The 26,916-nt window shown below is 67.2% G+C and carries 22 protein-coding genes; 16 read left to right on the forward strand and 6 right to left on the reverse strand.

What is annotated here, in order from left to right; translation table 11 throughout:
- The first annotated feature begins 79 nt into the window (after positions 1-79).
- Positions 80-1,432 carry a homogentisate 1,2-dioxygenase gene (gene hmgA, locus BLQ71_RS18275; RefSeq protein ID WP_074622746.1) on the forward strand — a complete coding sequence of 451 codons (1,353 nt, stop codon included), beginning with the start codon at positions 80-82 and terminating at the stop codon, positions 1,430-1,432.
- A 345-nt stretch (positions 1,433-1,777) separates the two neighbouring features.
- Positions 1,778-3,043, forward strand: coding sequence for a fumarylacetoacetase (gene fahA, locus BLQ71_RS18285; protein ID WP_074622747.1), 1,266 nt, complete (start codon positions 1,778-1,780; stop codon positions 3,041-3,043).
- Between the two features lie 2 nt (positions 3,044-3,045).
- On the opposite strand, the gene BLQ71_RS18290 is transcribed toward fahA, so the two are convergent.
- Positions 3,046-3,609: a DUF2585 family protein gene (locus BLQ71_RS18290; RefSeq protein ID WP_074622748.1), complete on the reverse strand. Its 564-nt coding sequence runs from the start codon at positions 3,607-3,609 to the stop codon at positions 3,046-3,048.
- Positions 3,610-3,665: 56 nt separating this feature from the next.
- Here BLQ71_RS18290 and BLQ71_RS18295 point away from each other — a divergent pair, with 56 nt between their 5' ends.
- The 4 genes from BLQ71_RS18295 to BLQ71_RS18310 all read left to right on the forward strand — a co-directional run bounded on the left by BLQ71_RS18295 (position 3,666) and on the right by BLQ71_RS18310 (position 7,041).
- A complete protein-coding gene (locus tag BLQ71_RS18295; RefSeq protein ID WP_043146914.1) occupies positions 3,666-4,616 on the forward strand; it encodes an MBL fold metallo-hydrolase in 951 nt (316 codons plus the stop codon).
- Positions 4,617-4,705: 89 nt separating this feature from the next.
- Entirely contained in the window at positions 4,706-6,328 is a 1,623-nt protein-coding gene (locus BLQ71_RS18300; RefSeq protein ID WP_074622749.1) for an FAD-dependent oxidoreductase, read from the forward strand.
- A 3-nt stretch (positions 6,329-6,331) separates the two neighbouring features.
- A complete protein-coding gene (locus BLQ71_RS18305) occupies positions 6,332-6,541 on the forward strand; it encodes a DUF2783 domain-containing protein (protein ID WP_069210759.1) in 210 nt (69 codons plus the stop codon).
- A complete protein-coding gene (locus BLQ71_RS18310) occupies positions 6,538-7,041 on the forward strand; it encodes a MarR family winged helix-turn-helix transcriptional regulator (protein WP_229754907.1) in 504 nt (167 codons plus the stop codon). The genes BLQ71_RS18305 and BLQ71_RS18310 overlap by 4 nt, the downstream gene beginning before the upstream one ends.
- 10 nt (positions 7,042-7,051) lie before the next feature.
- On the opposite strand, the gene BLQ71_RS18315 is transcribed toward BLQ71_RS18310, so the two are convergent.
- Positions 7,052-7,945 carry a helix-turn-helix transcriptional regulator gene (locus BLQ71_RS18315; protein WP_074622750.1) on the reverse strand — a complete coding sequence of 298 codons (894 nt, stop codon included), beginning with the start codon at positions 7,943-7,945 and terminating at the stop codon, positions 7,052-7,054.
- Between the two features lie 121 nt (positions 7,946-8,066).
- Between BLQ71_RS18315 and BLQ71_RS18320 the strand changes: the two genes are divergently transcribed.
- Genes BLQ71_RS18320 through BLQ71_RS18355 form a run of 8 tightly spaced genes read left to right on the forward strand, consistent with a single transcriptional unit; the run spans position 8,067 to position 17,507 of the window.
- Positions 8,067-9,494 (forward strand): aldehyde dehydrogenase family protein, encoded by a 1,428-nt coding sequence (locus BLQ71_RS18320; RefSeq protein WP_332835717.1) that lies wholly within the window; start codon positions 8,067-8,069, stop codon positions 9,492-9,494.
- Between the two features lie 16 nt (positions 9,495-9,510).
- A complete protein-coding gene (locus BLQ71_RS18325; protein ID WP_074622751.1) occupies positions 9,511-10,713 on the forward strand; it encodes an amino acid ABC transporter substrate-binding protein in 1,203 nt (400 codons plus the stop codon).
- A gap of 51 nt (positions 10,714-10,764) precedes the next feature.
- Positions 10,765-11,631: a branched-chain amino acid ABC transporter permease gene (locus tag BLQ71_RS18330; protein ID WP_074622752.1), complete on the forward strand. Its 867-nt coding sequence runs from the start codon at positions 10,765-10,767 to the stop codon at positions 11,629-11,631.
- Complete coding sequence (locus BLQ71_RS18335) at positions 11,628-12,563, forward strand: branched-chain amino acid ABC transporter permease (RefSeq protein WP_074622753.1); 936 nt, start codon at positions 11,628-11,630, stop codon at positions 12,561-12,563. The genes BLQ71_RS18330 and BLQ71_RS18335 overlap by 4 nt, the downstream gene beginning before the upstream one ends.
- Positions 12,560-13,297, forward strand: a complete 738-nt coding sequence (locus BLQ71_RS18340; protein ID WP_074622754.1) for an ABC transporter ATP-binding protein — start codon at positions 12,560-12,562, stop codon at positions 13,295-13,297. Before BLQ71_RS18335 ends, BLQ71_RS18340 begins: the two co-directional genes overlap by 4 nt.
- On the forward strand, positions 13,290-14,462 hold the full coding sequence (locus tag BLQ71_RS27165; RefSeq protein WP_074622755.1) for an ABC transporter ATP-binding protein: 1,173 nt from the start codon (positions 13,290-13,292) through the stop codon (positions 14,460-14,462). Before BLQ71_RS18340 ends, BLQ71_RS27165 begins: the two co-directional genes overlap by 8 nt.
- Positions 14,463-15,938, forward strand: coding sequence for an aldehyde dehydrogenase family protein (locus BLQ71_RS18350; protein WP_074622756.1), 1,476 nt, complete (start codon positions 14,463-14,465; stop codon positions 15,936-15,938).
- Positions 15,939-15,962: 24 nt separating this feature from the next.
- Positions 15,963-17,507, forward strand: coding sequence for a flotillin family protein (locus tag BLQ71_RS18355; RefSeq protein WP_074622757.1), 1,545 nt, complete (start codon positions 15,963-15,965; stop codon positions 17,505-17,507).
- A gap of 30 nt (positions 17,508-17,537) precedes the next feature.
- On the opposite strand, the gene BLQ71_RS18360 is transcribed toward BLQ71_RS18355, so the two are convergent.
- A complete protein-coding gene (locus tag BLQ71_RS18360; protein WP_074622869.1) occupies positions 17,538-18,119 on the reverse strand; it encodes a VOC family protein in 582 nt (193 codons plus the stop codon).
- Between the two features lie 134 nt (positions 18,120-18,253).
- Positions 18,254-19,927, reverse strand: a complete 1,674-nt coding sequence (locus tag BLQ71_RS18365; RefSeq protein WP_074622758.1) for a thiamine pyrophosphate-binding protein — start codon at positions 19,925-19,927, stop codon at positions 18,254-18,256.
- Positions 19,928-20,123: 196 nt separating this feature from the next.
- Between BLQ71_RS18365 and BLQ71_RS18370 the strand changes: the two genes are divergently transcribed.
- Together BLQ71_RS18370 and BLQ71_RS18375 are read left to right on the forward strand one after the other, a co-directional pair.
- Positions 20,124-21,863 carry a sigma-54-dependent Fis family transcriptional regulator gene (locus BLQ71_RS18370; protein ID WP_074622759.1) on the forward strand — a complete coding sequence of 580 codons (1,740 nt, stop codon included), beginning with the start codon at positions 20,124-20,126 and terminating at the stop codon, positions 21,861-21,863.
- Positions 21,864-22,020: 157 nt separating this feature from the next.
- Entirely contained in the window at positions 22,021-23,820 is a 1,800-nt protein-coding gene (locus tag BLQ71_RS18375; protein ID WP_074622760.1) for an NAD(P)/FAD-dependent oxidoreductase, read from the forward strand.
- A 37-nt stretch (positions 23,821-23,857) separates the two neighbouring features.
- On the opposite strand, the gene BLQ71_RS18380 is transcribed toward BLQ71_RS18375, so the two are convergent.
- Together BLQ71_RS18380 and BLQ71_RS18385 are read right to left on the reverse strand one after the other, a co-directional pair.
- The gene (locus BLQ71_RS18380; RefSeq protein WP_069209664.1) at positions 23,858-25,273 is read right to left on the reverse strand and encodes an amidohydrolase; all 1,416 of its coding nucleotides are present in this window, start codon (positions 25,271-25,273) and stop codon (positions 23,858-23,860) included.
- A gap of 15 nt (positions 25,274-25,288) precedes the next feature.
- Entirely contained in the window at positions 25,289-26,914 is a 1,626-nt protein-coding gene (locus BLQ71_RS18385) for a gamma-glutamyltransferase (protein WP_074622761.1), read from the reverse strand.
- Positions 26,915-26,916 lie beyond the last annotated feature (2 nt).

Here is a 26,916-nt window from a genome sequence, read left to right on the forward strand (position 1 = left end):
TAACTTGACATCATTGCAGTTGCAACAAATATTGGCGGCAAGACCGAATCCGGCTCTCACCGCACCAGGGAGGTACGACATGACCCGTCACGAACTGCCGCAAGGCATGATCCGCGCCACCGGCACGACCGGCACGCACGAAGGCTACATGCCCGGCTGGGCCAACGACTTCGAGACAGAGGCGCTGCCCGACGCGCTGCCCCAGGGTATGAACAGCCCGCAGAAATGCAACTACGGCCTTTATGGCGAACAGCTGTCCGGCACCGCCTTTACCGCCAACCCGCCCGAGCGGACGTGGACCTACCGTATCCGCCCCTCGGTCAAGCATTCGGCCCGCTACACCAAGATCGACCTGCCCTACTGGAAGAGCGCGCCGAACGTCGATCCGGACGTCATCAGCCTGGGCCAGTACCGTTGGGACCCGGTGCCGACGCAGGACGGCCTGACCTGGCTGACCGGGATGCGCACCATGACCACCGCCGGCGACGTGAACACGCAGGTGGGCATGGCCAGCCACATCTACCTGGTCACAGAGTCGATGCAGGACGCCTACTTCTTCTCCGCCGACAGCGAGTTGCTGGTGGTCCCTCAAGAAGGCAAGCTGCGCTTTGCCACCGAACTGGGCATCATCGACATCGAGCCCAAGGAAATCGCCATCATCCCGCGCGGGCTGGTCTATCGCGTCGAGGTGCTCGAAGGCCCCTGTCGCGGCTTCGTCTGCGAGAACTACGGCCAGAAATTCGAGCTGCCCGGCCGTGGACCGATCGGCGCAAACTGCATGGCCAACCCGCGCGATTTCAAGGCGCCCGTGGCCGCCTTTGAAGACCGCGAGGTGCCCTCGACCCTGACCGTGAAATGGTGTGGCCAGTTCCACGAAACCAAGATCCCGCAAAGCCCGCTGGACGTGGTCGCCTGGCACGGCAACTACGCCCCTTACAAATACGACCTGCAGACCTATTGCCCGGTGGGCGCGATCCTCTTCGACCACCCGGACCCGTCGATCTTTACCGTGCTGACCGCGCCGAGCGGCGTGCCGGGGACGGCCAACATCGACTTCGTGCTGTTCCGCGAACGCTGGATGGTGGCGGAAAACACCTTCCGCCCGCCCTGGTACCACAAGAACATCATGTCCGAGCTGATGGGCAACATCTACGGCCAGTACGACGCCAAGCCGCAGGGCTTTGTCCCCGGCGGCATGAGCCTGCACAACATGATGCTGCCGCACGGGCCGGACCGGAACGCCTTTGAGGGCGCGTCGAATTCCAACCTCGGACCCGAGAAGCTGGACAACACCATGTCCTTCATGTTCGAGACCCGCTTCCCGCAGCACCTCACCCAGTTCGCCGGGAAAGAGGCGCCGCTGCAGGACGATTACATCGACTGCTGGGACAGCCTGGAAAAGAAATTCGACGGCACGCCGGGTAAGAAGTAAGCTTGCTTTACGCGCGCTCACCTGCGTTTCGAGCTCGAACTGGAGTCCCCATGACGACCGGCGAAATCGTGTTCTTTTTGGTCTTCGGTCCCTTTTTCTGCCTGCTGCTGCTGGTCGGGTGGGCCGGGCATCGAGAAGACCGCCGCCGAGGTCGGAGCAAGGACACCACGATCAGCGGTGCAAACGTCGCTGCCCCGGCCATCGCCACAAGACATGACACCGGGGCTGACTGTGGTGGCGTGGACTGCGGATAGTCCCGGCGGACAATTCCACACGATGCGCCCCACGTCTTCTTCTGGACACAAGAAACATCGCTGAAAGACGCACTGAAAGACAGGACGACACATGCCCCTGAAACGCTCCTGGGTGGAGTCAGCCAACTCCCCCGACACGGATTTCCCTCTCAACAACCTGCCCTGCGGCAGCTTCCGCGCCGCGGACGGCGAGGCCCATTGCGGAATCGCCATCGGCGAGATGATCCTCGACATCACCGCGCTCGAGGCCGAGGGCCTGCTCTCGCTCGATGCCGAAGAGGAGGTCTTTTTCTTCGGCGACTGGACGGAATTCATGGCCCTTGGCCCCGCCGCCTGGGCCGCGTTCCGCGAAACCGTGACCGAGATGCTGGCCGAAGGCGCCCCGGATGCCGAGGGGCTGGCCGCCTACCTTGTCCCACAGGCGGACGCGAAAATGCTGATGCCCTTCGCGGTCAGCGAATATACCGATTTCTACGCCTCGAAGTACCATGCCACCAACGTGGGCACCATGTTTCGGGGCGCGGAAAACGCGCTGCCGCCGAACTGGCTGTCGATCCCCATCGGCTACAACGGTCGCGCCTCTTCGGTCGTGGTGTCGGGCACCGACGTGCGTCGCCCCTGGGGCCAGCTCAAGGCGCCGGACGCCGAGCTGCCGGTCTTTGCCCCCTGCAAACGGTTCGACCTGGAACTGGAAATGGGCGCCATCGTGGGCCAGGATTCCGAAGGACCGGTGACGGTGGGCGAAGCCGACGAGATGATCTTTGGCTATGTCCTGCTGAACGACTGGTCGGCGCGCGACATCCAGGCCTGGGAATACCAACCGCTTGGCCCCTTCCAGGCCAAGGCCACGGCCACCACCATCAGCCCCTGGATCGTGCCCAAGGCGGCGCTGGAACCCTTCCGCACCACGACGCCCGAGCGAGAACGCGAGCTGCTGCCCTACCTGCGCGAACCCGGCCCGATGCTGTATGACATCCAGCTGGAGGTGGGCCTCGCGCCCGAGGGCAAACCCGAAACGGTCATCGCCCGGACCAACTATCGCGAGATGTACTATTCGTCGGCGCAGCAACTGGCCCATCACACGACGTCGGGCTGCCCCATGTCCGTGGGGGACCTGCTGGGCTCCGGCACGATTTCCGGCCCGGACAAGGGCGCGCGCGGCGCACTGCTGGAACTGGCCTGGGGCGGCAAGGAGCCGGTCACACTGGATACCGGCGAAACCCGCAGCTTCCTAGAAGATGGCGATACGCTGACCCTGCGCGGCGCGGCCCTAGGGGACGGTTATCGCATCGGGTTCGGGGAGTGCACCGGCAAGGTGCTGCCGGCGCTCGACGATCCTTACGGGGGCCGGGGCTGATGTCAGCCGCCCTGCTGCCACTGGAGCACCGCCTCGGTGGGCCAGAACAGCATGAGGATGTTCAGGGCCAGGCCATCGCGGATCAACGCGATGGTCAGCGCCTCGAACCCCAGGGCCACGGCGACGCTGGCCCAGATCGGGATCCAGCGCGCAAGGTAGAACCCCACGACCATCGCGATCACGTCGAAGACAGAGTTGATGATGCTGTCGCCGTTGTAGTCGAAGGACACCGTTACCGCGCGGTAACGTTCGATCACCATCGGCGTGTTCTCGAGGATCTCCCAGCCGGCCTCGACCACCAGCGCGATCCCCAGCCGCAGGTTCACGCTGAGGCGCCGGGCGACCAGCGCCAGGACACCGTAGAAGACCAGACCGTGGATCAGGTGGCTGGGCGAATAGAGATCGAAGAGGTGCTGGCTGCCCTCGCGCGGCGGGGCGCCCGGGCCGGTCCAGAAAGAGACGTAGCCGCAGGGGCAGATCGGATCGCGCCCCATCAGGAACAGCGTGACCGCCATAAGGGCGGTCACGATCAGGAAAATCAGGACGGGTCGCTGGGCGTTGCTCATGACCCGCGATGGAATCACAAAGACGCGAGGGCGTCCAGAGACATGAGAGGGAACCAATGACCAAGGCCTTTGCATCCGCCGGAGACATGGAAGAGAAAAAGACCTCGTTCACGCAGGTCGGCGACGGGCTTTATGCCTTCACCGCCGAGGGCGATCCCAACACCGGCGTCATCATCGGGGACGACAGCGTGATGATCGTCGAGGCGCAGGCCACCCCGCGCCTGGCCCGCAAGGTGATCGACCACGTCCGCGAAGTCACCGACAAACCGATTTCCCACCTCGTGCTGACCCATTACCACGCGGTCCGCGTGCTGGGCGCCTCGGCCTATGGCGCGCGGGAAATCATCATGTCCGACGTGGCCCGCTCGATGGTGGCCGAACGCGGGCAGGAAGACTGGGACAGCGAGTTCGACCGCTTCCCCCGCCTTTTCCAGGGGCACGAGGAAATCCCCGGCCTGACCTGGCCCACCACCACTTTCTCGGACTCGATGACCGTCTACCTGGGCAACCGCCGCGTCGACATCATGCACCTGGGCCGCGCCCATACCGCCGGTGACGCGGTGATCTGGGTGCCGGATCAAGAGGTCATGTTCACCGGCGACATCGTCGAATACCACTCGGCCTGCTACTGCGGCGATGGCCATTTCAACGACTGGGGCGAGACCCTGGCCAATATCGCCGCGTTTGAACCGCAGGCGATTGCCCCGGGCCGGGGCGACGCGCTGGTCGGACCGGAAATGGTCGCCAAGGCCATCGCCGCGACCGAGGATTTCGTCCGTTCGACCTACAAGCCGGTGGAAAAGGTCGTGGGCCGTGGCGGCACTTTGAAAGAGGCATGGGACGCGGTGCGCGCCGAATGCGACCCCAAGTTCAAGGACTACGCGATCTACGAACACTGCCTGCCGTTCAACGTCGCCCGCGCCTATGACGAGGCCCGCGGCATCGACACGCCCCGCGTCTGGACGGCGCAGCGGGACAAGGAGATGTGGGCAAGCCTGCAAGGCTGAACGGCAACGGGCGCGCCTCGCGCGCCCTCTCGCCCACACTGCGTAGGATGGGTCGTCGACCCATCGCCGTCGGACAAGGAGGAACCGACATGATCCATGACCGCTATCAACTCGCCTTCAAGCTCTACCCCTACGAACGCTCCACCGACCAGGATGCCGAAACGCCTGTCCGGCACCCGGTGGTCGTCATGGGCGGCGGTCCCATCGGGGTCGCCACGGCGCTGGACCTTGGCCTGCAGGGCATCCCGGTCGTCGTGCTGGACGATCACGAAGGCATCGGCATGGGCAGCCGCGCGATCTGTTTCGCCAAGCGCTGCCTGGAAATCGCCGACCGCTACGGCTGCGGCCAGCCGATGCTGGACAAGGGCGTGGTCTGGAATCTCGGCAAGGTGTTCCACGACGACCGCAAGGTGTTCGAGTTCAACCTCCTGCCCGAGGAAGGCCACAAGTTCCCGGCCTTCATCAACCTGCAACAACCCTATTTCGAACGCTTCATCGTCGAACGCGTCCGCGAGGCGCAGGCGGCGGGTGCCCCGATCGAGCTGCGCGGCAAGAACCGGGTCGACAATGTCACCGTGCATGACGATCACGTCACGCTGGAGATCACGACCCCCGACGGCCCCTATACCATCGAGGCCGACTGGCTGATCGGCTGCGACGGCGCCTCATCTCCACTGCGTGGCATGATGGGTCTGGATTTCGAGGGCCGCGTCTTCGAGGACAGTTTCCTGATCGCCGACATCAAGATGGCGAACGACGATTTCCCGACCGAGCGCTGGTTCTGGTTCGAACCCTACTTCAAGTCCGGCGCCTCCACCCTCTTGCACAAGCAGCCCGATGGCGTCTGGCGGGTCGATTTCCAGATCGGCTGGGACGTGGATCGCAAGAAAGAGCTGCAAGAGGAAAACGTGCGCGCCCGGCTGGACGCCATGTTGGGCGATGTCGAATACGAGATCGTCTGGACCTCGATCTATACCTTCCAGTGCCGCCGGATGAAGAAATTCCGCCACGGCCGGGTGCTGTTCGCGGGTGACGCGGCGCACCAGGTTTCGCCCTTCGGGGCGCGCGGGGCGAACAGCGGCATGCAGGACGTCGACAACCTGGGCTGGAAACTGGGGATGGTCATCGGGGGCAAGGCGCCCGAAAGCCTGCTGGACAGCTACGACGTGGAACGCGTGCACGGCGCGGACGAGAACATCCTGAACTCCACCCGCTCCACCGATTTCATCACGCCCAAGTCCAGGGTCAGCCACATGTTCCGCAACGCTGTTCTGGACCTGGCCGAGCAATATGAATTCGCCCGTCCGCTGGTGAACTCGGGCCGGCTCTCGGTGCCCTGCGTCTACGATGGTGGGCCGCTGAACGGCCCCGATGCCCTGCCCGGTGGCCCCGCCCGCACGCGGGTGGGCAGCCCCTGCCCCGATGCGCCGCTCAAGGACGGCTTCCTGCTGGACCGCCTCGGCGGGGTGTTCACCTTGTTGACCATCGACGCCGAAGCGCCCGAAATGCTGGAAGAGGCTGGCGTGCCCATCACGCGCCTCACCCTTTCGGCTGGCGACGACACCAGCGGCGCGCTGGCAGAGCGTTACCTGGGAGAGGCCGGGTCCGGCGTCTACCTGATCCGCCCCGACCAGCATGTCGCCGCGCGCTGGGACAGCTTTGACGAAACCGCCATCCGCGCCGCCCTGCGCCGCGCCATCGGACTGGAGTGAGACATGGCCGACCTGATCCTGACCCCCAACCTCGACCGTCCCGACGATTTCTATGCCGCGCTGATCGCCGCGCATGACGGGTTGTCGGATGACGAAAGTGCGGCGCTGAACGCCCGCCTGATCCTGATCCTGGCCAACCAGGTCGGGAACACCGAGACCCTGACAGCTGCCCTGCAAGCCGCGGCAAAGGCCCCGGAGGGGGCCGCGGCGTGACAGGCGCGGCGGCAGACCGGCAGAGCGCGGCGGCCAACGCCGCGCCCGTCCCGGGAACCGAGTTGGAGGGATTTTTCCCCTACCGCCTCGCGGTCGCCGCCGAAGGGTTCTCTCGCAACCTGGTCGAGGTCTACGGGCGCCGGTTCGGTCTCAGCCGCGAGGAATGGCGGCTCTTGTACCTGCTCGCCGGCGAGGACGAGGTGACATCGCTGGAGCTTGGCCGCCGGTCGACGCTGGACAAGGTCCAGGTCAGCCGCGCCTCGCAACGGCTGGAAGAAAAGGGGCTGATCACCCGCGCCATCGCGCCGGACGACCGGCGGCTGCGTCTTTATACCTGCACCGACAAGGGCCGCGCCCTGTTCGACGAGGTGCTGCCCCAGGTCGAGGCACGCTCGGACGAGATCCTGCGCGCCATGTCCACAGAGGACCGCGCCGCACTGGAACGCGGGCTTGCGGCCCTGACAGAGGCGATGGCGGACCGGCTCCTGCCTTCGTCCTGATGGGTGCCCGTCATGGCCATTCGAAAGGCCGCCCGCCCTGCGAGACGCCAGCCTGCGCCCCGGCCCGATAGGCCGCGCGGTAGGCGCCCGGCGGGCGCCCCACCATCCGGCAGAAAAAGCGGTTGAACTGCGCCGCCGAGGCAAAGCCCAACAGGCCCGCAACCTGCTGGATCGAATTCGACGAGTTTTCCAGCTGCAACCGCGCCTCCAGCGCCACGCGCCGGTCGATCAGCGCCTTCGGGCCGATGCCCCGCACCCGGCGGCAGATGTCGCCCAGCCTGTCCCGCGATACGCCCAGGGCGGCGGCATAGTCCTCGACCGTCCATCGGTCGCGGAAATGCGCCTCGACCAGGGCGCCGTAATCGGCAAAGACCCGGTGCCCGGGCGAGCCACCGCCCCGGCCCGGCTGCTGGGATCGGCCCGCCCGGTAGACCTCGATCAGGATCACCCGAAGGTAGGCGCCGACGACCGCATGGGCCGCCGCCGCCCCCGACCCAAGATCCCGGCTGAGACCGCGAAAGGCGGCGCGCATGGCCTCGAACGAAGCGCCCTCGCGCGGCAGCGGGGCCGTGACCGGACGATCCGCCATCTCGCGCAACTCCCGGGTTTCCGGCATGTGTCCGACCGCGTTGGCCAGCGCCGTCGGCCCCAACAGAACGTAGGTGCCGGCCGCACCCGCCTGAAAGACCGCCCGCGCATCGCGCGTCCAGGGCCGCCAGACCAGCGCCGGGGCGGCGATGGCCGGCTCTTCGCCGGACAGGCGCGCGCTGCCCGCCTCCAGCAGGAAGGCCAGCCAGGACGGCCCTGTCAGGCTCTCGGCCAGGCCCACCACGCGCGGCTGCAACGATCCGCTGAACGTCCCAGCGCGCACCGATCCGGCGGTGGAATGAGGGTCAGAACGCATATCTTTTCCCACGAAACGATAGCAGTTTGCCGCAAACCGTCATTTACTCCAAGCATCGAAAGGCGATTTCCTGAGCAAGACGGGCAGCTACTGGCCCGAAACGTCCGGCTTGCAAGGGGAGGTGCAGCTGTACGAAGCGCAGTTCATAATCAACGGGCGATCCGTGGCAGCGGGCGCCGGAGCGGCCTTTGAACGGCGCGGCCCCGTCTCGGACGCGGTGATCACCCGCGCCGCGGCCGGACGCGCGGCAGAAGCCCGCGAGGCGGCGGCGGCCGCCGCCGGCGCCTTTGCCGGATGGGCCGCCACCCCCGCCGCAGACCGCGTCGCAATCCTGACCCGTGCCGCCGACATGCTGGAGGCCCGCGCCGACGAGATCGTGGCAATTGCCTGCAACGAGGTCGGCTCTTCGCCCGACTGGGTGCGGTTCAACGCCGGGATCGCGGCCTCGATGCTGCGCCAGACGCGCGACCTGGCCAAGGCGCTGGACAGCGGCCCGCAACGCGAGGGCGACAACATCCTGCGCCGCCGTCCTGCCGGTGTCGTGCTGGGGATCGCGCCCTGGAACGCGGCGGTGGCACTGGCCGTCCGCGCGCTGGCCGCGCCGCTGGCCTGTGGCAATACCGTGGTTCTCAAGGGGTCGGAACTGTGCCCAAAAACGCATGAATGGGTGGCCGAGGTCATCAACCTCGCCGGGCTGCCCGACGGTGTCCTGAACTACATCACCAATGCGCCCGACCATGCCGAGGAGGTCGTCGAGACGCTGATCGCCCATCCCGCCGTGCGGCGCATCAACTTTACCGGCTCCACCCGTGTCGGACGCGAGATCGCCGTGGCCGCCGCGCGCCATCTCAAACCCTGCCTGCTGGAACTGTCGGGCAAAGGGACGATGATCGTGCTGGCCGATGCCGACCTGGAGGCCGCCGCCCGCGCCGCAGCGCATGGCAGTTTCTTCAACCAGGGCCAGATCTGCATGTCGACCGAACGGATCCTGGTCGAGGACAGCGTGGCCGATGCCTTTGTCGAACGCTTCCGGACCGAGGCCGAGACCCTGCGCTTTCACCCCGGCAAAACGCCACTGGGCACGCTCATCAATCCCGCCGCCGCAGTGCGCATCGGTGCGCTGGTCGAGGATGCCCAGGCAAAGGGCGCCACGCTGGTCACGGGCGGCGAGCTTTCGGCGGGCAGCATCCAGCCGACGATCCTGGATCACGTGGCGCCGGGGATGCGCCTCTATTCCGAAGAGGCCTTTGGCCCAGTGGCGGGCGTGGTCCGCGTCGGCGACCGGGACGAGGCGCTGGCGCTGGCCAACGACACGGACTTCGGCCTCGTCGCCTCGGTCTTTACCGCCGACACCGGCGCCGCACTGGACATGCTGGCGCGGATCGAGGTCGGCATCGGCCAGGTCAACGGGTCGACCGTACACGACGATCCGACCATGCCCTTTGGCGGGGTCAAGGCCTCGGGCTATGGCCGGTTCGGCGGCACCGAGGCGCTGCGCGAATTCACGGAATGCCAATGGATCGCCGTGAACGGCGGCGGAAAAACATAACCGGGAGGAGACCAAGATGAATCGCAGAACGATACTGGGAACCGTGGCGGCGCTGACGCTGGCCACCGGGTTGGCCGGCACCGCGCTGGCGCAGGACACGCTGAAAATCGGCGCGGTCGGTCCCAAGACCGGGCCGCTGGCCGGCGGCGCAGAGGTCAGCTTCTGGCCGAACGTCCAGCTCTGGGCGCATGACGTGAACGCCGCCGGCGGGATCGACGTGGGCGGCACCAAGTACATGGTCGAAATCATCGAGTACGACGACCAGACCAACCCGGGCGAGACCATCAAGGCGGTGCAGCGCCTGGCCACCCAGGACAAGGCGGATTTCGTCCTTGCCCCCTATTCCACAGGTCTCAACATCGCTTCGGCGCCGATCTTTCAGCGCTACGGCTACCCGATGATCACGCATACCGCGATCTCGGACCAGATCGAGGATCTGTCGAACAAGTTTCCCAACATGTACTTCCTGCTGGGCGGTGCCACCGGCCTCGCGGGCGGCGTGGTCGAGGTGCTGAGCGACATGCGCGAAGCGGGCGAGATCGGCAGCACCGTGGCGATGGTCAATGTCGCCGACGCATTTGGCATCGAACTGGCAGAGGCGGCGCGGCCCAGAATGGCCGAGGCCGGGTTCGAGATCGTCTATGACAATTCCTACCCGCTGGGCACGCAGGATCTCTCGCCGGTGATCAAGGGCGCCAAGGCGGCCGAGCCGGACGCCTTTGTCGCCTTTTCCTATCCGCCCGACACCTTCGGGCTGACCGAACAGGCCAAGATCGCCGGACTGGCCCCCAAGGCCTTCTACACCGCCGTCGCCACCGCCTTTCCGGCCTACGCGGGGCGCTTTGGCGCAGCGGCAGAGGGCGTTCTGGGCGCGGGTGGCATCCATGCCGATGGCGACGCATTCAAGGAGTACGCCGCGCGCCACATGGAAGTGACCGGCCAGGCGCCGGACTTCTGGGCCTCGGCGCCCACCTATGCCTCGTTCCAGATTCTGCAGATGGCGATCGAGGGCGCCGGCACCACGGACCGCGAGAAGGTGGCCGAATACATCGCCGACAACAGCTTTGACACGATCATCGGCCCCATCGACTGGGACGAGAACAACGCCAATGCGAAATACTGGACCGTGGGCCAGTGGCAGGGCGGCGTGTTCAAGGGCGTCGCCTCGACGGGCCGTGACGGCGCCGTGGCGGCCATGCCCAAGACCGGCTGGGAGTAAGCCCTTCCCGGCCCCGGGTGCATCCCGGGGCCGGAGCGGCACGGACACGACATGGACATCCTGATTACCGGGCTACTTCTGGGCGGCACCTATGCGCTGATCGCGATGGGGCTGAACCTGCAATACGGCATCGCGCGGATCATGAACCTCGCCAACGGCGAGTTCCTGGTCGCCGGGGGCTTTGCCGCCTTCTGGTTCTACACCGCGGGCCAGGTCAGCCCGCTGCTGACCATCTTCATCGTGGCGCCGCTGGCCTTTGCGCTGAACTGGCTGATCTACGTGGTCATGCTGCGCCCGCTGGTGCGGCGCGCGAAATCGCGCGGCCAGCTGGAGGTGGACGCGATCCTCACCACCTTCGGGCTGTCCTTTCTCTCTGTCGGCGTGATGCTGGCGCTCTTTGGCGGCGACTATTTCAGCTATTCCTACCTCGCCCGCCCGGTGCAGATCCTTGGCGATACCTTTGCACTGAACCGGCTCACCGCCGCCGTCGCCGCCGTGCTGATCTGCGGCGGCCTGTGGCTTTGGCTCAACCGGTCGCGCGCGGGCATGTCGATCCGGGCCATTGCCGTCGCGCCCGACAGCGCGCGGCTGGTGGGGATCGACGTGCCGCGCCTCTCGGCGCTGGCCTTTGCGCTTGGCGGCGCCGTGACGGCGGTGGGCGGATCGCTGATCTCGACCTTCCTGACGCTGGATGCCTCGACCGGCGTTCTCTTCACGCTCAAGGCGCTGGTCATCGTCATCATGGGCGGCGTCGGCGACGTGCGCGGCACCATCGTCGCGGCGCTGATGCTGGGCCTGCTGGAAACCTTCGTGGCCACGGTGATCGACCCCGGCCTGACACTGGCCGCCGCCTACCTGATGTTCGTCCTCATCCTGCTGTTCCGCCCGCAGGGCCTGTTCGGGAGAAAGACCGCATGAGCGCGCGTGACTGGCAAGGCCTGTCGATCTCCGCCGTCCTCTTGGCACTGGCCGCCTGCCTGCCGCTTCTGGGCGACGACTATTACCTGACCATCGGCGTGACCATCGCCATGTATACCGTGCTGGCCACCAGCTGGGCACTGTTTTCCGGGCCGACGCACTACATCTCGCTCGCCACTGCGGCCTTTTTCGGCCTTGGCACCTATTGCACGGCGCTGGGGATCGAGAACGGGCTGAGCTACTGGATGACGCTGCCCATCGCCGCGGTGCTGGGCGCGCTGGTGGCCGGGCTAGTCGGGATCGCGACACTGCGCCTGTCGGGCGTCTATTTCGTAATCTTCACCCTGGGCCTGTCGGAACTGGTCCGCCAGATCGTGACATGGGCGCAGAATGTCTCGGGCCAGAAGGGACTATATGTCCTGACCGAGATCACCGAGGCACATATCTACTGGCAGCTTCTGGGCCTGGGCGCACTGGTCTACCTGGCGGGCTGGGCCATCGGGCGGTCGCGGCTGGGCTTTGCCCTGCGCATCATTGGCGACGACGAGGAAGTTGCCCGGCACTCCGGCATCAACACCGCCCGCGCCAAGGTACTGCTGTTCATGGTCTCGGGCGCGACGGCATCGGTTGTCGGGGGGATGCTGGCCCCGCGCTACATCTACATCGAACCCTCGACCGCCTTCACGCCGATGCTGTCCTTTCTCGTGGTCATCATGGCGCTGCTGGGCGGGGTCGGGCGGCTCTGGGGGCCGATCGTGGGCGTGATCCCCTTCACCCTGCTGTGGGAGGCGATCTCGGCCAGTTTCCCCAACCAGACCACACTTTTGCTGGGCTTCAGCTTTCTGGTGATCGTCTACCTTCTGCCGCGCGGGTTCGTCGGCCTGCTGGAAGGACTGCGGCGGCGCGTCCTGCAGCGGGAGGCCTACGCATGAGCGCGCCCACCGTCCTCTCCCTACGCGGCGCAACCAAGCGGTTCGGCGGCCTTGTCGCGGTCAGCGATCTCGATTTCGACGTGACCGAACACGAGGTCATGGGGCTGATCGGCCCCAACGGTTCGGGCAAATCGACGACGCTGAACCTGATCTCGGGCGCCCTGCCCGTCACCTCGGGGACGATCACGCTGCGCGGCACGCCGATCACGGCGCTGTCGGCCCAGGCCATCGCCCGACGCGGCGTGGCGCGGACCTTTCAACTGGTGCGCCTGCTGCCCTCGATGACCGTCCTCGACAACGTGCGCGCAGGCGCCGTGTTCGGCCATCGCCGCCGCTGGGGGCACGAGGCAGAGGCGCACGCAATGCGGATGCTGGAAACCGTGGGGTTGCAGCGGCGCGCGCAGGCCCATGTGGGCGAGCTGACCTATATCGACACCAAGCGCGTGGAACTGGCCCGCGTGCTGGCCTCGGACCCCAAGGTGCTGCTGCTGGACGAATGGCTGGCGGGGCTGAACCCGACGGAACTGGAAGAAGGGATCGCCCTGATCCGCCGGTTGCGCGACGAGGGGCTCACGATCATCCTCGTCGAACACGTGATGGACGCCATCCGCTCGCTCTGCGACCGCTGCGTGGTCATGTCCTCGGGCACCCGGATCGCCGAGGGCACGCCGGAGGAGGTGCTTTCGGACCCCGAGGTGATCCGCGCCTACCTGGGGGATGACGAGGATGCTTGAGGTCCGCAACCTGTCGGCCAGCTATGGCCAGCACCGCGCGCTGGAGGACGCCAGCCTGCGGGTCGGCAAGGGCGAGATCGTGGTGATCCTGGGCGCCAATGGCGCGGGCAAGTCCACCCTGCTCAAGGCGCTCTCGGGCATCTGCGAGGGCCGAGCGACGGGATCGGTGACGCTGGACGGCGAAGAGCTGATCGGTCAGCGCCCCGACCGCATCGTCGAGGCGGGCCTTGCGCTGGTCCCCGAGGGGCGCGGCGTCTTTGGCGACCTGACGGTGCAGGAAAACCTGCTTTTGGGCGCCTATGCCAAACGCGCCCGCGACGACGAGGCGGCCAACGTCGACCGGGTGCTTGGCCTGTTCCCCAAGCTGGGGGAACGCCGCCGGCAGGTGGTGCGCACGATGTCGGGGGGCGAACAGCAGATGGTCGCCATCGGGCGGGCAATGATGTCCAGCCCACAAGTGCTGGCGCTGGACGAACCCTCGCTGGGGCTGTCACCGCTCTTATGCAAGGAGTTGTTCAACAGCCTCAAGGCGGTGCGCGAGACGGGCGTGGGCGTGTTGCTGGTGGAACAGAACGCCCGGCAGAGCCTGCGGATCGCCGACCGGGGATACCTGCTGGAAAACGGCAGCATCGTGCACGAGGACAGCGCCGCGGCGCTGGCGCGTGACCCGGCGGTGCAAAAGGCCTACCTCGGCGGCGGCGGACAGGCTGCGCCGCACCCGGCCCCGTCCAGACCCGCGACACCCGCCGCGCCAAGGCCCCGCTCCGGCCCCTCGCCCAGCGAGATCGCCGCCGCCGCCATCGGGCACGTCAGCCCGCCGCCGCGCCCTGTCCGGCCCGACCCCGCGAGGGCACCGGCGCAACCCGCGCCCCCGGCCCCGCAACCGGTGCCACAGGCGGCTCCGAAACAGGCCCCGACCGGGGCGCCGGACGTGGGCGCGCTGGTCGCCCGGGCCAGCGCGATGGCCTCGCGCCGGACCAACGGCCACCTGCCGACCCGGCCCGCCACGAAACCCGCCCAGCCGGCGCCCGCACCGGCCACGCCACGCCCCCCCATGCCCGATCTCGGCCCTTCGACCGACCGACTGCGCGCCATGCTGGACGAAATCGAAACCGCCGCCCGCCGCGCCGAGACCTACCGGCCCGGCCCGACAAGGAGAGAATGAATGCTCGACGCACCCAACGTCTCCCCCACCATCCGGGGCATGTACATCGGCGGCCAGTGGGTCCCGGCCGCCCGCACCTTCGACGACCTCAACCCGTCGGACAATTCGCTGTACGCCCGCGTTCCGGACGGATCCGCACAGGACATGGAACGCGCCATCGAGGCCGCGCAGGCCGCCTTTCCAGAGTGGTCGAACAGGTCCTTCAAGGACCGCGCCAAGGCGCTTCTCAAGGTCGCCGAGGTCTGGGAACGCCGCAAGGACGACTTCATCAACGCGGTGATGTACGAGGGCGGCGGATGGTACGGCAAGGGCGTCTTCGAGGCGGGCTTCGTGGCCGAGATCTTTCGCACCTCTGCCTCACTTTGCTATCAATCCGTAGGCGAGGTGCTGCCCTCGGAACATGGCAAGGTGTCGATGGCGACGCGCTGGCCGCTGGGGGTCGTCGGTGTCATCAGCCCCTGGAACATGCCCGGCATCCTGACCTCGCGCGGCTATGCCGCCGCGCTGGCCGCCGGGAATTGCGTGGTGCTCAAACCCTCTGAGGACACGCCTTATTCCGGCGGGCTCTACCACGCCGAAATCCTCGAAGAGGCGGGCATTCCCCCGGGCGTCTTCAACGTCGTGACCTGTTCGCGCGACAGCGTGGCCGAGGTGGGCGACACGCTGATCGAACACCCCTTGGTCAAGGGCGTCTCTTTCACCGGCTCGACCGCCGTGGGCCGCCACATCGCCGCCAAATGCGGCGCACATCTCAAGAAATGCTGCGTCGAACTGGGCGGCAAGGACTCGATGATCGTGCTGGAGGACGCCGACCTCGACAAGGCCGCCGAGGCCGCGAACTTCGGCTGCTTCATGCACCAGGGCCAGGTCTGCATGTCGACCGAGAAACTGCTCGTGCACGAAAGCGTCTACGACACCTTCATGCAGAAATTCCTTGCCCGCGCGGGCAAGCTGCGCACCGGGCACGTCAACGACAAGGCCAACACCATCGGCCCGATGGTCAACACCCGGCAGGCGCATCGCGTCAAGGCGCTGATCGACGACGCGGTGGCGCGCGGCGCGCGGGTCGATCTGGGCGGCAAGGCCTGGGACAACTTCGTCGAACCCACGGTGCTGTCCAACATCTCGACCGAGATGGACATCTGGCACGACGAGACCTTTGGCCCCGTGGTCATGGTCTGCCCCTTCCGCACCGAGGAGGAGGCCGTCGCGCTGAACAACGACACGGAATATGGGCTGACCGCCGCGATCTGGACCGCCGACGAGGCGCGCGCCCTGCGCATGGCCGAGAGGCTGGAAACCGGCATGGTCCACATCAACGACCAGAACATCAACGACGAGCCGCAGGTGCCCTTCGGCGGCGTCAAGGCCAGCGGCGTGGGCCGCTACGGCGGGCGCTGGTCGCTGGATGCCTTTACCGAATTGCGCTGGATCACGCTGGAACGCGGCGGGCGCCACTATCCGCCGGTCTTCTGAGCGGCGCCCTGGGGAGGATTTGACATGACATTGCTTGGCTGGATCATCCTGATCGCCGTTCTTGCCGCGGTGCTGATCGCTCTGGCGGCCTGGTTCTACGAACGCGCCACCAACGAGGTCGCGCTTGTGCGCACCGGCATCGGCGGGCGCAAGGTGGTGATCGACGGCGGCACGCTTGCCCTACCCTTTTTCCACGAGATCAGCCGCGTCAACATGCAGACCATACGGATGCATGTCGCCCGCGGCGCAGAGTCCGCGCTGATCACCAAGGACCGGATGCGCATCGACGTGGGCGCCGAATTCTACGCCTCTGTGATGCCCGAAGAGGCGGCGGTGGTGCGCGCCTCTCAGACGCTGGGCAAGCGGACCTTTCAGCCCGACCAGCTGAAATCGCTGATCGACGGCATGATGGTGGACGCCCTGCGCGCGGTCGCGGCGCAGATGACGATGGACGAGTTGCACGAGAACCGCAGCGAATTCGTGCGCGAGGTGCGCGAGGCCCTGACGGAGACCCTGGCGCGCTACGGGCTGCAACTGGACAGCGTGTCCCTGACCGCGCTCGACCAGACGCCGTTCTCGTCGCTGGATGAAAACAACGCCTTCAACGCGGTCGGAATGCGCAAGCTGGCCGAGGTGATCGCCACGTCCAAGCGCGAACGCGCAGAGATCGAGGGGGAAACCGCCGTTGCCGTACGCCGGGCCGAGGTCGAAGCCAGCCGTCGCCGGATGGAGATCGAACTGGAGGAACGCCGCGCCGAGATCGCCCAGGGCCAGGAGATCGAGACCCTGCTGGCCGCACAACTGACCGAGATCGCCCGCCGCAAGGCCGAGGCCGAACGCGAGGCGGCGCAGGCCCGCATCCGCATGGAACAGGACATCCAGTCCGCCTCGATCCAGCGCGAATTGTCCGTGCGAGAGGCTGAAATCGCCCAGTTGCGGGCGATCGAGATGGCCGAGCAGGACAAGACCATCCAGGTGTCCGCCAAGAGCCAGGAGGAAAGCCGGGCCCGGGCCGAGGCCACCGCCGCGCGCGGCGCCTTTGTCCGCGCCGAGGAAGACATAGAAACCCTGCGCCAGCTGGCCGAGGCAGAGCGGCGCAAGCAACTGGCCCTGCTGGCCGCCCGGCAAGACGCCGAGGCCGATGCCACCCGCGCCCGCATCACCGCCGAGGCCGACCAGGAGGTCGCCAAGGTCAAGGGCCTGATCCGCCGCGAGGAAGCCGCTTCGATGAAGGTCTACCAACTGGCCGAGGCCGAGGCGCAGGCGGCACGGATCGAGGCCGAGAACGGGCGGTCCGAGGCGGCGATGGCGCTGGAGGCCGAGCGCATCCGGCTGGACCGCCTGCCCGCGATCCTGGGCGAACTGGTGAAACCCGCCGAGAAGATCAGCGGCATCAGCATCAACCACATCTCGGGGCTGGATCGGTCCGGCAAAGGGCCCGCGTCGCCCGTGGGTCAGACCATCGAGTCGATCCTCGACATGGCGGTGGCCCTGCCCGCCATGCAGAAGATCGGCGACCGGATCGGTGTCAATCTCGACAGCGTGCTGCCGGAGGACAAGAAGGGCTGACGCCCTCCCCTTGGCCCGGCAGCGCGCGCCTCAGTAAGGGTTCTTCGCCCCGCGATCCCCGGACAGGGATTGGTGACGCCGTTCGACCAGCAGTTCGATGGCATCCGCAAGGTGCTCGCGGTCGATGTGATGGTCGCCTCGTGCGACGCGGATGCGATGCGCCTCGATCATCACGTCCGCATGGCGGCAGCCTTCGGGCGGCTCGAACCGGTAGCTGGCCAGTTCGATCAGCAGGCCCATCGGGTCTGTGAAATAGATCGAATCCATGAAGCCGCGATCCTTGGGACCGGAATGCTTGATCCCCCGCGCTTCCAGCCGCTTGGCCGCCTGCCAAAAGCTCGCCTGGCTGACGTTGAAGGCCAGGTGATGCACGCAGCCCGGATCGGTCGGCGTGCGGGCCGGATCGGGGGTGCGGGTCTCATTGGTGAAGATGGTGATCAACCGCCCGTCGCCCGGATCGAAATACAGATGCCCTTCGTCCGGGTTGTCCAAATTCGGCTGGTCAAAGATGAAGGGCATGCCCAGAACGCCCTCCCAGAAGTCAATCGACGTCTGGCGGTCGGCGCCCGTCAGGGTGATGTGATGGACGCCCTGCGTCTGGATCTTGCGGATCTCGTCTGGCTGGCTCATGTTCCCTCCCCGCCGTGGACCATCGGGGCCGCCGTTGCGGCCCCGCTCGTTCCAAGAATGGGGCAAGAGACGCCGGTTTCAAACCCTCCACCGGCGCACCAGCTCTGTGCAGGGGATCAGCCCTTGCCCGCCTTCAGCGCCGCCTCGCGCATCTGGCTCAGGCTGACCCGCGGGGTCAGCGCCTCTGGCGAGATGTTCAGGTCCAGAACCGCGCCCGTCTGAGAGGCCAGCGCCCGGTCGAAGGCGGCGGCGAAATCCTCTGTCCGCTCCACCCGTTCGGCGTGAAAGCCATAGGCCCGCGCCAATGCGCTGAAATCCGGGTTCACCACCATGTCCGTCCCCGACACGCGGGTGGGATAATGACGTTCCTGGTGGGCGCGGATGGTGCCGTATATGCCGTTGTTCAGGATCAGTATGATCGGCTGCGCATTGTACTGCGACGCGGTGGCCAGTTCCTGGCAGGTCATCTGGAAATCGCCGTCGCCCGCGAAACAGACGACAGTGCGCGCGGGATCGTTCAACTTGGCGGCGATGGCCGCCGGAACGCCATAGCCCATCGCCCCCGATTGCGGCGCCAGGAGGCGCGCATCGGGGCCGAACTTGTAGAACTTGTTGGGCCAGACCGCGAAATTGCCCGCACCGTTGGTCAGGATCGCGTCCCCGGGCAGCAGGTCGCGCAGATGCGCGCTGACCTTGCCCATGTCCACCGGGCTGGGCAGGTCGCCCAGCTCGAAACCGGCCTCCCACGTGGCACGCGCATCGCTCCGCCAGTCGGCCCAATCGCCGCTGACCGGCACCTCTGCCAGCGCCTCGACAAAAGCGTTGGGGCCAGAGTGGATGCCCAGTTCGGGTTGATAGACCTTGCCCAATTCCAGGTCGGACCCGTGCACATGGATCAGCCGCTGATGCGGCACCGGCACCTCCAGCAGGGTCCAGGCATCGGTGGAGTTCTCGCCGAACCTGTTGTTCACCGCCAGGATCACGTCCGCCTCGGTGATCAGCTTGCGCACGCCCGGAGTCATGCCCACCCCGGCCTCGCCGCAGAAACAGGGCGAGTAATTGTCGAACATGTCCTGGTAGCGGAAGACCGAGACCACCGGAATGTCCGAGCTTTCCGCGAAACGCTGCAGCGCCTCCGAGCCCGAGCGCGTCCAGTTGCAGCCACCATAGAGGATCAGCGGCCGCTTTGCCTCGGCCAGGATCGCGCGCGCCTTCTGCACGGTCTGCGGCGCGGGCATCGGTTCGGGATACTCGGCGGGACCGGCCAGCGGCGCGGTCTTTGTCCGGCTGCTCAGCATGTCCTCGGGCAGCGCGATGACGACGGGGCCGGGCCGCCCCGTGGTGGCGGTTTTCCAGGCACGGGCGAGGATTTCCGGAATGCGGTCGACATTGTCGATCTCGACCGCCCATTTGACCATCGTGCCATAGACCGCGCGGTAATCGACCTCCTGGAAGGCCTCGCGCCCGCGCATGTCGGTGCCGATCTGGCCCACGAACATGATCATCGGCGAACTGTCCTGCATCGCGGTGTGCACCCCGATCGAGGCATTGGTGGCCCCCGGTCCGCGCGTGACCATGCAGATCCCCGGCTGCCCCGTCAACTTGCCCCAGGCGGCGGCCATGAAGGCGGCGCCGCCCTCGTTTCGGCAATTGACGAAGTCCAGCCTGCCCGCCGTGTCATGCAGCCCGTCCAGCACCGCAAGGTAGCTTTCGCCCGGCACGCCAAAAGCCCGCGTCGCGCCCAGCGCCACCAGGCTGTCCACCAGCAATTGTCCGCCATGTCGTGTCATCGTCCATCCCTCTTTCGCGGCGCCCACGCCCCTGCCGAGGCCACACCCGTCCAGGTTCACACACCTCTAGAACCGGTCCCGGATGTCAATGCCCTGCGACTTTGGTCGGAGGTCCGGCGGTCCGTAAGGCCGGGAAAACGGGTGATCCCAAGGCCCCGCATTGCTAGACTACCCGGCAATCCTGGGGAGGAGAACCATGAGAGATCTGGAGCATGTGACGGAAATCGACCGTGTCTTGCGCGGCCAGGAAACGGGCCGCGACACGCTGGTGACCGACAGCTGGCGCCGGTGCATCGAAACCTACGGCATGGACCCGACCCGGCCCGACCCGGCCCATATCGTGCCCGCCTCGCAACTGCGCGAACACCGCGAACAGGCCGAACGGCTGGTGGCCACGGCGCGGTCAGGTCTGCGGGCCCTGTTCCGGCAGGTGGCCGGGCAGAACTACGTTCTGCTGCTCGCCGACGCCAAGGGCGTCTGCGTCGATTTCTTCGGTGATCCCCGGTTCGAAGACGACCTGCGGAAGGCCGGGCTGACGCTGGGGTCGGACTGGTCCGAGGATCTGGCCGGCACCTGTGGCGTTGGATCGTGCATCGTGACCGGCGAAGCGGTGACCATCCACCAGGGCGATCACTTTGGCCTGGCGCATACGCCGCTGTCCTGCACCTCGGCGCCGATCTACGACACCTGCGGGCAACTGACCGCAGTGCTGGACATTTCCCTGCTACGCTCGCCCAGCCCGAAATCCAGCCAGAACCTTGCCATGAACCTGGTCCGGGCCTCTGCCCGGCGGATCGAGATGGCGAACCTGATGGCCATGACGCGCAGCGACTGGGTACTGCGGTTTTCCACCTCGCCGGAATTCCTCGAGGTCGACCCCGAGGCCGCCGTGGCGCTGGACGGATCGGGGCGCATCGTCGGTTTGACGCATGGCGCGCAGGCCTGCCTGTCGCCCGAGAGTTCGGACAGCCTGATCGGCCAGCGCATCGACAGCCTGCTGCACCTGGGCGTCGACGACCTGCCCGACCTGATGCGCGGGCGCCCGACCGAAGACCGCGTGCTGCACCTGCGTGACGGGCGCGGGCTGTTCGGTCACGCCATCGCCCCGCAGACGGTGCGCCGCCCGATGCGCAGCGCGCCGCCGCAGACGCCGGAATGTTTTGCCGGTCTGGCCGGACAGGACCCGGCGATGCAGGGGCTTCTGCAAAAGGCCGCCCGGCTGGCAGCGGGCAAGATGCCGGTGCTGCTCCTGGGCGAAACCGGCACGGGCAAGGAAACGCTGGCGCGCGCCATCCATGTCGCCGGCGGGCCGCCGCGCGGGTTCCACGCCCTGCGCTGCGCCGGGCTGCGTCCGGAAACCGTTGCCGCGCTGGAAGAGGCCAAGGCGGGGACCTTGTTCCTGAAAGGCGTCGAGGACCTGGACGAGGCCGCGCAGGGCGCTCTGCTGAGGCTGCTGGATCGGCGCGAAGACCTGCGGGTGATCGCCTCGGCCCGCGACCGCCAGGTGACTGTCCCCGGCGCGACCGGGCTACGCGAAGATCTGCATTTCCGTGCCGTTGGCGCGGTGCTGGATCTGCCCCCCCTGCGGCTGCGCAGCGACGTGGACTGGCTGATCGAGCGGCTCTTGCGGCGGCGCACGGCAGGAGAGCTGCAGCTGTCCCCGGCGGCCCGCGCCGAACTGGCCGGGCGCGACTGGCCTGGCAACATCCGTGAGTTGCAATCGACACTGGATACGGCTGTCTCGCTTTGTGACGGGCGGGTCGTGGACCTGCCGGATCTGCCCGCCCGGATCACGTCCGCCACGCCCGAGGATGACCTGGAGGCGATTCTGGATGCCTGCGGCTGGAACATGGCGCGGGCGGCGCGGCGCTTGGGCGTGAACCGCTCGACCGTCCTGCGTCGTGTGCGAAAGTCGGGATTGACCCCACCGGCATGACGGCCCGTTGCAACGGCGCCGTTGCGCGGCGTTGCGCGCGCAACGGGCCGGGGCGAAATTTCGCCCGTGGCGCCCGAAACACCGTCCCGAAGCTGGATCGGAACGGCCTCTCTCGCCCAGACTGCCGCCATCCAAGTTTGGGCAATGGGAGGAAATCATGCTCGACACGACACTGACGGACCAGACGCAGGCGTTCCTGGACACGTTCGGCGCCGCGCTGGCAGAAGGCGATATCGAGGCCGCGACGGCGCTGTTCCAGGATGACTGCTACTGGCGCGACCTGGTCAGCTTTACCTGGAACCTCAAGACCGTCGAAGGCAAGGACGGCGTGGCCGACATGCTGCGTCATCAACTGGCGACGACCAAGCCTTCGGGCTGGAAACTGGCGGAAGGGGAGCTGCCGACCGAAGAGGGTGGCATCACAACGGCCTGGATCGAGTTCGAGACCGAGGTGGCGCGGGGCTATGGCCTGCTGCGGCTCAAGGACGGCAAGATCTGGACCCTGCTGACAACGATGGCCGAGCTGAAGGGGCACGAGGAACCGAAAGGCTTTCAGCGTCCGATGGGCGCCAAGCACGGCGCCGGCAAGAACCGCACCACCTGGAAGGAAGAGCGCGAGAAGGAAGAGGCGGAACTGGGATATACAACCCAGCCCTATTGCCTGATCATCGGCGGCGGCCAGGGCGGCATCGCGATGGGCGCACGCCTGCGCCAGCTGGGCGTTCCGACAATCATCGTGGAACGCAACGACCGGCCCGGCGACAGCTGGCGCAAGCGGTACAAGTCGCTCTGCCTGCATGACCCGGTCTGGTACGATCACCTGCCCTACATCAAGTTCCCGGACAACTGGCCCGTCTTCAGCCCCAAGGACAAGATCGGTGACTGGCTGGAGTTCTACACCAAGGTGATGGAGCTGAACTACTGGACCCGCACCACCGCCAAGTCGGCCACCTGGGACGACGAGGCCAAGGAATGGACCGTCACCGTGGACCGCGATGGCGAGGAAGTGGTGCTGAAGCCGAAACAGCTGATCATGGCCACCGGCATGTCGGGCAAGAAGCGGATGCCCGAATTCCCTGGCATGGACAGGTTCAAAGGCGTGCAGCAGCATTCCTCGGAACATGAGGGCCCGGACCAGTGGACCGGCAAAAAGGTCGTCGTGGTGGGATCGAACAACTCTGCCCATGACATCTGCGCCGCGCTCTGGGAGCATGACGCCGACGTGACGATGGTGCAGCGGTCCTCGACCCATATCGTGAAGTCCGACACGCTGATGGACGTGGGCCTTGGCGCGCTCTACTCGGAAGAGGCCGTGGCCAATGGCATGACCACCGAAAAGGCGGACCTGATCTTTGCCTCGCTGCCCTACCGGATCATGCATGAATTCCAGATCCCGGCCTACGAAGAGATGAAGAAACGCGACGCCGACTTTTACGCAGGTCTTGAAAAGGCGGGTTTCTGGCTGGACTGGGGCGATGACGGATCGGGCCTGTTCATGAAGTACCTTCGGCGCGGCTCGGGCTATTACATCGACATCGGCGCCAGCCAGCTGATCATCGACGGAGAGATCAAGCTGAAGCGCGGTCAGGTTGTCGAACTGGACGAGACCGGCGTGGTCCTCGACGACGGCACGCACCTGGACGCCGACCTGGTCGTCTACGCCACGGGCTACAACTCGATGAACGGCTGGGTGGCCGACCTGATGGGCCAGGACAAGGCCGACCAGCTGGGCAAGTGCTGGGGCCTCGGGTCGGACACGACCAAGGACCCGGGCCCCTGGGAAGGCGAACAGCGCAACATGTGGAAGCCGACGCAGGTCGAGGGGCTGTGGATGCACGGCGGCAACCTGCACCAGTCGCGCCACTACTCGCAGTACCTTGCGCTGCAGATCAAGGCCCGGATGGAAGGCATCCCGACACCCGTCTACGGGTTGCAGGACGTCCACCACCTGAGCTGACGAAGCGGCGGACCGGGGTAGCCCGGTCCGCCTTTCATCATTGGCGTACCAGTGGCGGCACCACGTCGTCCGGGATCGGGCAGACATAGGGCGTGCGCGCCAGCTGCTCGCGGTGCCGCGCCTTGGCCTGCTCCACCAGGTCGGGATTTTCCACCAGCCGGCAGGCAGTCGCCGCCATGATCTTGGCGGCATGGATCATGCCCTTGTGCGCCGCCGGGGTCTTGCCCTGGGCCACGGTCTGCCAGGTGTGGAACGGCGTGCCGATGGCGCAGGTCGCAACCCGCGCCTGGACCGTCGGCACCGCCCAGCTGACATCGCCAACGTCCGTCGACCCCTCTCCGCCTTCGCGCTGACGGTCCAGCGGCGCCACGAAGTCGCAAAGCGCCAGGTCGGGGTCCGGTGTGCGCCCGATCCGGCGAAAGGTCGCGGCAATGTCCGCCTCTGTCAGGGTCTTCTGGATCTCGCGCGCGAAAACCTCGTCCTCGGCATCGAAGGGCACCGGGCCCAGCCGGTCCAGTTCCGCCTGCATGGCCTCTTCCAGCGGGCGGTTGCCCAGCAGGTTCGACACGCCGGAAAACACCTTGGTCTCGACCCGCGTTTCCGTCATCAGCGCCGCCCCGTCGGCAATCTTGCGCACACGGGCTACAAGGTCGCGCAGGTCCGGCAGGCTGCTGGCGCGGATCAGCTGGCGTACCGTGGCACGGGCCTGCACCACGTTGGGTGCCACACCGCCGGCATCGAGATAGGCATAGTGCACGCGCGCACTGTCGGGCATGTGCTCGCGCATATAGTTGACGCCGATGTTCATCAGTTCAACCGCGTCCAGCGCCGAGCGGCCCAGTTCCGGCGCCCCGGCCGCATGGGCCGCCTTGCCGTGAAAGGTGAAATCGATCCTCGTATTGGCCAGCGAAACCGCCTCGTTGACCGCCGTAAAGGTCGCCGGATGCCAGGAGATGGCCGCGTCCACGTCGTCGAACAGCCCTTCGCGCACCATGTAGGTCTTGGCCGCGCCGCCCTCTTCTGCGGGGCAGCCATAGTAGCGCACGCGCGCCTTGATGCCCTGCGCCGCCAGCCAGTCCTTGACCGCCGTCGCCGCCAGCAGCGCCGCCGCCCCCAGCAGGTTGTGACCGCAGCCATGCCCGTTGCCGCCCTGTTCCAGCGGCAGATGCTCTGCCACGCCGGGGGCCTGGCTGAGCGCGGGCAGCGCGTCAAACTCGCCCAGGATCGCAATCACCGGGCCTTCGTCCCCCGCCTCGCCGATCACGGCGGTGGGAATGCCCGCGGCGTTCTCGGTCACGCGAAAGCCTTGTTCTTCCAGCATCTTCTTGTGTTCCGCGACCGAGCGGAATTCGGCATAGAGCGTTTCGGGCGTGTCGAAGACGCGGTCGGACAGTCCGACGAAGGCCTCTCTGTGCCGGTCGACGTGATCCCAGATCGGGTCTGTGTTCTGCATTCTGTCTTCCCTTTCTCAAGCTGCGTCGGCGCTGCCGGCATAGGCCGGGTCGGCGGCGGCCATGACCGTCCCGTCCGCCCGCCGTCCGACGGCCTGTACGATTCCCAGGTGATCGACCGGGCCGCGCCCGGTGAAGCTGACCTCGGCCCCTGCCTCGGCCAACCGATTTTCCAGCCCCTCCGACACATCCAGGTGCAGGCGGGCGGTGGCCCCGACCCAGTTGGCGCGCGGCGCGGCCAGTGCATTGGCCAGAGACGAGCCGTTCAGCAGGTGCCGGATCACGCCTGCCACCGCGCCGGGGATCCGTTCGCTGCCCGCGCCACCCAGCGCGTAACAGGCGCCGCCGATGTCCAGCAGGCAGGGGCATTGTTCGGTCACGTCCCGCGCGCCGGGCACCGGATCCTCTGCCATGCGATAGGAATGGGCCAGCAGGATGCCGGTCACCGGATCGGCGACACGGGCGCCGAAATGCGGGCCGATGGACTGTGTCAGGGCGACGCGCATCCCGTCCGCATCGACCACCGACAGATGCGTGGTGTCCCGGTCATCCGACGGCGCGGGCGTGCGGGCCCGGTCCAGCGCGGCGGCCAGCACCGCGCTGTCGGCCCAGCCCTCTGGCAGGCCCTCGGCCAGGCGCGCGCTCAATGCGTCCCAGGGCAACGGGTCACTCTTGGGTTTGAGCGAGCGCAGCTCTTCGGGGCGTTCCTCGAAGGCGCGCAGGATCGCCAGAAGATGCGCGATCTCGATGTCCAGGATCGGCCCCGGCACCGCCGAGTTCACCAGCGCGACGATCCGCAAAAGCGTGTGCCCCCAGCCCTGTCGCCCGATACTGGTCAGGCGCCAGCCCTTTTCCCGCAACTCGACCGTTTCCCCGACCAGCGGCACCGCGGCGCGCAGATCCCCGACCGTCCAGAACCCACCCTTGGCCGCGAGCCGTTCGCAGAAGGGCCCGGCAAAGACCGGGTCCGCGAAAGGATCCTGCCCCGTCGAGATCAGGCGATCCAGGAAACCCGCCAGTCCGGGATTGCGGAACACCGCGCCTTCGGGCACGGGCCGACCATCGGGCAGGTAGTGCGCGCGTGCATCCGGATCGACAAGATCCGGCGCCCGCCAGGCCCAGACGGCGGCCAGTTCGCGTGGCACGGTGAACCCGTCCCGGGCAAGGTCTCGCGCGGGCGCCACAACCCGCGCCAGCGGCAGGCTGCCGCCCTCGGCATGCAGCCGCAGCAATGCGCGCACGATCCCGGGCAAGGGCAAGGCCTGCCGATCCGGCAACCGCCGGACACCCTCGGACAAGTGAGCTGGTGCACGCGTCGCCCCGTCGATGGCGCGTGGCGTCTCTCCGGCCGGAGCCCAGAGGATATGCCCGCGCCCGGCGGGCGAGGCATTGGGGGGATCGGCAACCATCGTCGCCAGCGCCGCCGCGACGGCGGCATCCGCCGCCGTTCCGCCCTGCCGCAGGATTCCCATGCCGACCCGGGTCGCATGGGGCGACCCGCTGGCAACGGCGCCCAGCGCGCCGACCGCCTCGGCGGAACGGCCCTGCATCAGGGCCGCCCGTTCGATCCCGGGCGCGCCTTCGCACAGCCAATGTTCCCGCCCGCCCGGTCCCGCGACCGCATCCGCCAGCAACTCGGGCATCG

It is taken from the genome of Antarctobacter albus (genome assembly GCF_900101505.1).
Classification (GTDB): domain Bacteria; phylum Pseudomonadota; class Alphaproteobacteria; order Rhodobacterales; family Rhodobacteraceae; genus Antarctobacter; species Antarctobacter albus.